This window comes from Terriglobia bacterium (genome assembly GCA_036496425.1).
Lineage (GTDB): Bacteria > Acidobacteriota > Terriglobia > 20CM-2-55-15 > 20CM-2-55-15 > 20CM-2-55-15.
Genome location: DASXLG010000400.1, coordinates 1 through 5,979, shown reverse-complemented (window position 1 = coordinate 5,979; position 5,979 = coordinate 1). Strand labels below are relative to the sequence as shown.

The window sequence follows — 5,979 nt, the reverse complement described above, 5'->3', positions numbered from 1 at the left end:
CAACGTCGTCTGGAAACCTACGATACCGGAAAGTCGACGCTGGACTGCCGCCAAGCGATTCTCCCACAAAAACATGGTGTCCCAAGTAATGGGACCGGCAAAGAAATAGTTCAATTCTACGAGGATTTGAATAAGGGCGAGGAGAGACACACTCGCAGTCACCCTAGGGCAGTGTCACGTAGCGCGGCAAACAGTTTTCTCCAAGAGAACAGCTCGGATGTGGTATGAATTGTCGCTTGACGAGCAAGCCAGTGAAAACAGCAGGCGACTCCAAAAAATACTGCAACCCAAATACTCGTGGGCCACGCGCCCCACACGAAAAGCGCAATGACGCCCAGAACTACGATCTGGCCATCCGCATCATGTTGAACCATCAGGTTGCCCAGGCCCGTTAGATTGCAATGCGATCAATGGCCACAGATGTTAGCAGACACCGGCTCACCAACCAACCAGTATTGCGCTTTCCATTCCAAAACTGACCTTGCCCTGGTTTCACGTACATCAAATAGCTGATAACTTCTTGATGAACGGGAAATCGAAATGGCCAGGAGAGAGTTGGTTGGGAATCGACAATATACCGACGAGTTCAAGGTCATTCGGCATTGACTTGGCTTCAACCCGCGAATATTCTACGGTCCCCGCAGGATCTGACGCTGCCCAGGACGGGTGGCTTAACTGGAAGGATTCGAATCGCTTCCGGAGGTCATCGATGCAGCGTCTCTCTACCCCAGTTCAACAGCTCAAGAACCATTACACCGTTGTGGTCGTCGGTTCCGGTTACGGCGGCGGGATCTCGGCATCTCGTTTGTCGCGCGCCGGTAAGGACGTTTGCATTCTGGAACGCGGCCGCGAATATATTCCGGGCGAATATCCCGACACGCCGGCTGAAGTGCTGCGCGAGATCCAGCTGGATTCTCCCGGCGGTCATATAGGTTCGCGCGCGGCTTTACTCGATCTCCGCATCAATCAAGATATCAATGTACTCGTCGGTTGCGGCCTCGGCGGTACCTCATTGATCAATGCGAATGTCGCGGCCCATCCGGACCCGCGCGTGTTCGATGATGCGCGCTGGCCGGCCGCATTCCGCAGCGATACGGCCACGCGCCTGGCCGACGGGTACACGCGCGCCACGCAAATGCTCACACCGAGTCCATACCCCGATCACTTTCCCGCCCTCCGAAAACTGCAGGCGTTGGATACATCGGCCAAGAGCGTGAACGGGAACTTTTATCGCTTGCCGATCAACGTCACTTTTGAAGACAAGGTGAATGCGTTCGGCGTCGAGCAGCATGCCTGCGTCGGCTGCGGCGACTGTGTCACCGGTTGCAACTACGGCGCAAAGAACACGACGCTGATGAATTACCTTCCGGATGCCTGGAATCACGGAGCCGAAATTTACACTGAGGTTTGCGTTCGTTTTCTGGAGCGTAAGAACGACCAGTGGCTTGTTCACTATCAGTTGGTGGAGTCGGGACAGGAACAGTTTGACGGCCCGGCGATGTTCATCACTGCCGACATCGTGGTACTCGCAGCCGGTACGCTCGGATCTACGGAAATTCTCCTTCGCTCGAAAGCCGCCGGACTGCAGCTTTCGAACAACATCGGCTCTCGATTCACGGGGAATGGGGATGTTTTGTGTTTCAGCTACAACACTGAGACGGAAATCAACGGTATGGGATTCGGCGCGAACAATCCGGCCGATCGGGAACCCGTCGGGCCTTGTATTACAGGCATTATCGATCTGCGCAACACACCGCAAGTGCAGGATGGAATCGTGATCGAGGAAGGCTCCGTCCCGGGGGGCGTGGCTGATTTCATGCCGCTGACCCTGTCCAGCGCCGCTGTGCTCATGGGGAAGGATCTCAGCACAAATCTTGCGGATGCGGTGGCGGAGAAGGGAAGGGAACTGGAGACATTGGTGGATGGGCCATATGCGGGCGCGACGAGGAATACCCAGACGTATCTGGTCATGGCGCACGACAACGATGGAGGACAAATGCTGCTGGCCGACGACCGGCTCCGTGTGGACTGGCCCGGCGTCGGAGGCCAGCCCATTTTCCAGCAAATCAAGCAGCGGCTGCTGGATGCGACAAAAGGCTTAGGCGGCGTCTACGTGGCCAATCCGAGCAAGCTGACCAATCAGAACCTGACCTCGGTGCATCCCCTTGGCGGTTGCGTCATGGCCGAGAGCGCCGATCAAGGCGTGGTCAATCACAAAGGCCAGGTCTTTTCGGGTGCTGCGGACGGTGCGGTTTACGACGGTTTACTGGTGTCGGACGGCTCGATAATTCCAATGCCTTTGGGGATCAATCCGCTGCTGACGATATCCGCCATCGCCGAGCGCAACTGTGCCCTGCTGGCGGCGGACCGCGGCTGGAATATCGACTACGGTTTCACCGCTGCGCCGGTGAAACGGCAGCCCGCCGCCTTAACACCGGCAGTACAGTTCACCGAGACGATGAAAGGATCCTTCTCGACAGCGGTCAAGGATGATTTCCAAAAGGGCTTCGATCGCGGCCAGCAGGATAACTCGCCCATGCAGTTTGTGCTGACGATGATGGCTGAGGACGCGGAATTGATGTTGACCGATCCCCAACACCAATTCCAGGCGGTTGGTACCGTGACCGCACCGGCGCTGTCGGCGGAACCGATGACGGTATCCGACGGAGTGTTCCAGTTGTTCGTGGAAGATCCTTCGGCCGTGGAAACGCGCAACATGATTTATCTGCTGAAGCTGGCGTCGGAGGAGGGCAAGACCTACTACTTCCGTGGCATCAAACTGATCCATAACGATCACACGGCGGACGATTTGTGGAAGGACACGACAACGCTGTTTGTGACGCTATTTGACGGCGACAGTACGTCGAGTCCGGTACTGGGGAAAGGCATTCTGATAATCCAGCCGCAGGACTTTGTGGTCCAGCTGCAGACCATGCAGGTACTGAACGTGGATGACGACCAGCAGCGCCTGCAGTGGCTGGCAAAGTTCGGGCAGTTCTTCACCGGGGTGTTGTTTGACACCTACGGTCCCGTCGTTGTGAAACCGAATCAGATCGATTCGACCAAGCCGCCGCTGCGGAAGAAGCGCTCCCTGCGGATGAATGCGCCGGAACTCTATTACCCGGTCACCAGCGATAACGTGACGCTGCGCTTGACGCGTTACTGCGGGGGGAAGAAGGGGCCGGTGGTGCTGTCGCCAGGTTTTGGCGCATCGGCGTCGTCGTATGCGACCGATACCGTGGACACCAATCTGGCGGAGTATCTTTACGCCAACGGCTATGACGTGTGGCTGTTCGATTATCGTGCCAGTCCGGACCTGCCGGCGGCGTCGACTCTCTTTTCGCTGGACGACATCGCGCGGAAAGACTATCCGGCCGCGATCGCCAAGGTGAGGGAAGTATCGGGAGCCGCGACGGTGCAGGTAGTAGTGCATTGTGTCGGGTCGATGACCTTCTTGATGTCGATGATGTCGGGACTGGAAGGGGTGAGACAGGCGATCTGCTCTCAGCTGGGATTGTTTCCCGTAACGTCGACCTTGAATCAGGTCAAAGCGGGAATGCATGCGGCGGGATTCCTGCTGGCGTTGGGCCAGAAGACGGTGGACACCGACCTGCCTGCGAGCGACTGGCGGAACATCCTGGCCGACGTGGTGATACAGATGTTTCCGCCGCAAGAGCTGTGCAACAGCAATGTGTGCCATCAGGTGAGGATCATCTATGGGGAGGTATACAAGCACGACCAGTTGAACGCGGCGACACACGCCGCGTTGTTTGAAATGTTCGGGGTGGCGAATATCCGGGCGTTCAACCACATCCTGACGACGATCCAGAAGGGGCAGGTCGTGGATGAGCAGGGCAATGACGTGTACATGCCGAATGTTGGAAAGCTGAAGATACCGATCTCATTTATTCAGGGAGCGGAAAATCAGTTGTTCTTGCCCGAGGGAACACACCACACGTTCCAGTATGTGTGCGAGAAGAACGGATCGGACAATTACATCTGGATCACATTCCCGAACTACGGACATATGGACTGTTTTATCGGCAGGAGCGCGGCCACCGATATTTATCCGACTATCTGCTCCGAACTCGGTAAAACCAACTGATTCACGGTGTCACGTGCGGCGAAGTGTGGAGGTTAAATTCAGCGAGGAGGTTGGATGTCAGAAATCACCGTCACGAACTGGTTTGGAGATGTCGTTTCTCACCCGAAAGTCGTTGTCCAGGCTGCAAGCGAAAGCGACATCATCGCGATTCTGACGAATCCGGCAAGTTATCCTCCGCCGGTGCGGGCTGTAGGCTCCAACCATTCCGCTCCGCCGTGCGGCGTTGCGGATGGGGGCACTCTCATAGAAATGTCGAATATGAACCGGATCCTCGACATCAGCCCAAACACGGTCACGGTCCAGGCCGGCGCCATCGCGATCGATATTGCGCAGGAACTCGAAAAACACAACTTGCAGTTTTACGTCAACACCGAGATCGGAAGCTTGTCCGCCGGCAGCGCCGCCACCGCGGGCACCAAAGACGCGTCGATGCCTGGAGAGTACGGACAGGTGGGTTCCTACATTACGCGCATCCGGATGGTGCTGCCCTCCGGCGATATTCTCGAAGTCAGCGACGACCAGCCCGAATTGATGCAGCTCGTTCGTTCAAGCTATGGCATGTTTGGAATCGTTACGGAGGCCACGTACAAGATCCGGCCGATCATTCCGCTGGCCGTACATCACAAGACCTTCAGCCTGACGGATTTCATCGCGCAGCTTCCCGACCTGAAGGCGCTGGGTTACTCGATGATGTGCTACTTTTTTTTCTTTCAGGATCTGGTCACGGTCGAATTTCGCAAGTACAACCCCGAGGCCACCGGCGCTCCCAACCGCGTTGTCTGGCCGCTGCGCAACTACATGTGGGCGGTCGCCGGACCCGCCTTCTGTGCTCAGGTGGAAGGGGACATCGCGGACAGAGACACTCGCTACAAGGTTATCGATGGATTTGGAGCCCTGTGGCGTTTCAAGCTGGAGAATCTGATCTGCAGCGACAATACCATCGCCACAGACCAGATCATTCATTATCCCAAAGTATCCAATGACAGCCGTTATACGTTCAGCCTTTGGGCGTTTCCGGAAGAGCTGTATCCTTCGATCCTGCCGCAGTATTCGCAGTTCTGCAAGCAGTACGACCAGCAGCACCAGTACCGGACCGACATGATTCATGTGGGTTACCGTATCCTTCAGGATCAGCAGTCGCTGTTTTCCTATTCCTACAACGGCAATGTCATGACGATCGATCCGGTGTCGACCGGAAACCCCGGCTGGCCCGATTTCCTTCTCGCATACAATCAGTTCTGCAGCGACCACGGCGCCACTCCCTTGCTCAATCAAACGCCGTACCTGACCCGGGACCAGCTCGTAAAGGCTTTAGGAGACCGTTGGACTAAGTTTGCAGCCGCACGCAAGACCTACGATCCCGGCAACCGGCTCCTCAACCCATATTTCAGCAATTTGCTCGGCGATCTCGTCTGACGGAATGGGCGATGCTTACTACGCCGTGGGAACAGCGCAGCAGCAAGTATGATTTCGTCATCATCGGCTCGGGGTACGGCGGCGCCATTGCTGCGGCGCGGCTGGCCTCTGCGGCCCTGAGCCCGAAACCTTCGGTGTGCATTCTGGAGCGAGGCAAGGAATGGCAGCCGGAAGACTTTCCTGAAACACTCGCCGAGGTCGCCGGCAGCACCCTCAGCACCCTCAATCCGCTCGGGCTTTTTGAGCTGCTGAATTATCCCGACATCTCGGTGATCAAGGGTTCTGGTCTGGGGGGTACATCGCTGATCAACGCGAATGTTGCCATCAAGCCGGACCCGGAGATCTTCGCCCAATTCGGCTGGCCTGCTTCCGTCACCTATGATGCGCTGTCTGTTTATTACGATCGGGCGCTGTCTGTCCTCGCCTCGGCGCAACACCCCCGGACACTGAGCGAACAC

At 56.8% G+C, this 5,979-nt stretch carries 3 protein-coding genes; all 3 read left to right on the top strand.

All coding sequences use genetic code 11. The features are described from left to right. Positions 1-709 precede the first annotated feature (709 nt). Positions 710-4,105 carry a GMC oxidoreductase gene (locus VGK48_29160; protein HEY2385264.1) on the top strand — a complete coding sequence of 1,132 codons (3,396 nt, stop codon included), beginning with the start codon at positions 710-712 and terminating at the stop codon, positions 4,103-4,105. Between the two features lie 54 nt (positions 4,106-4,159). Continuing rightward, the gene (locus VGK48_29155; protein HEY2385263.1) at positions 4,160-5,521 is read left to right on the top strand and encodes an FAD-binding oxidoreductase; all 1,362 of its coding nucleotides are present in this window, start codon (positions 4,160-4,162) and stop codon (positions 5,519-5,521) included. An 11-nt stretch (positions 5,522-5,532) separates the two neighbouring features. After that, a partial coding sequence (locus tag VGK48_29150) for a GMC family oxidoreductase (GenBank protein ID HEY2385262.1) occupies positions 5,533-5,979 on the top strand: 447 nt, incomplete at its 3' end.

Coding starts and splice junctions, on each gene's coding strand:
- VGK48_29155 (HEY2385263.1), top strand. CDS start 4,160: ATGTCAGAAATCACCGTCACGAACTGGTTTGGAGATGTCGTTTCTCAC.
- VGK48_29160 (HEY2385264.1), top strand. CDS start 710: ATGCAGCGTCTCTCTACCCCAGTTCAACAGCTCAAGAACCATTACACC.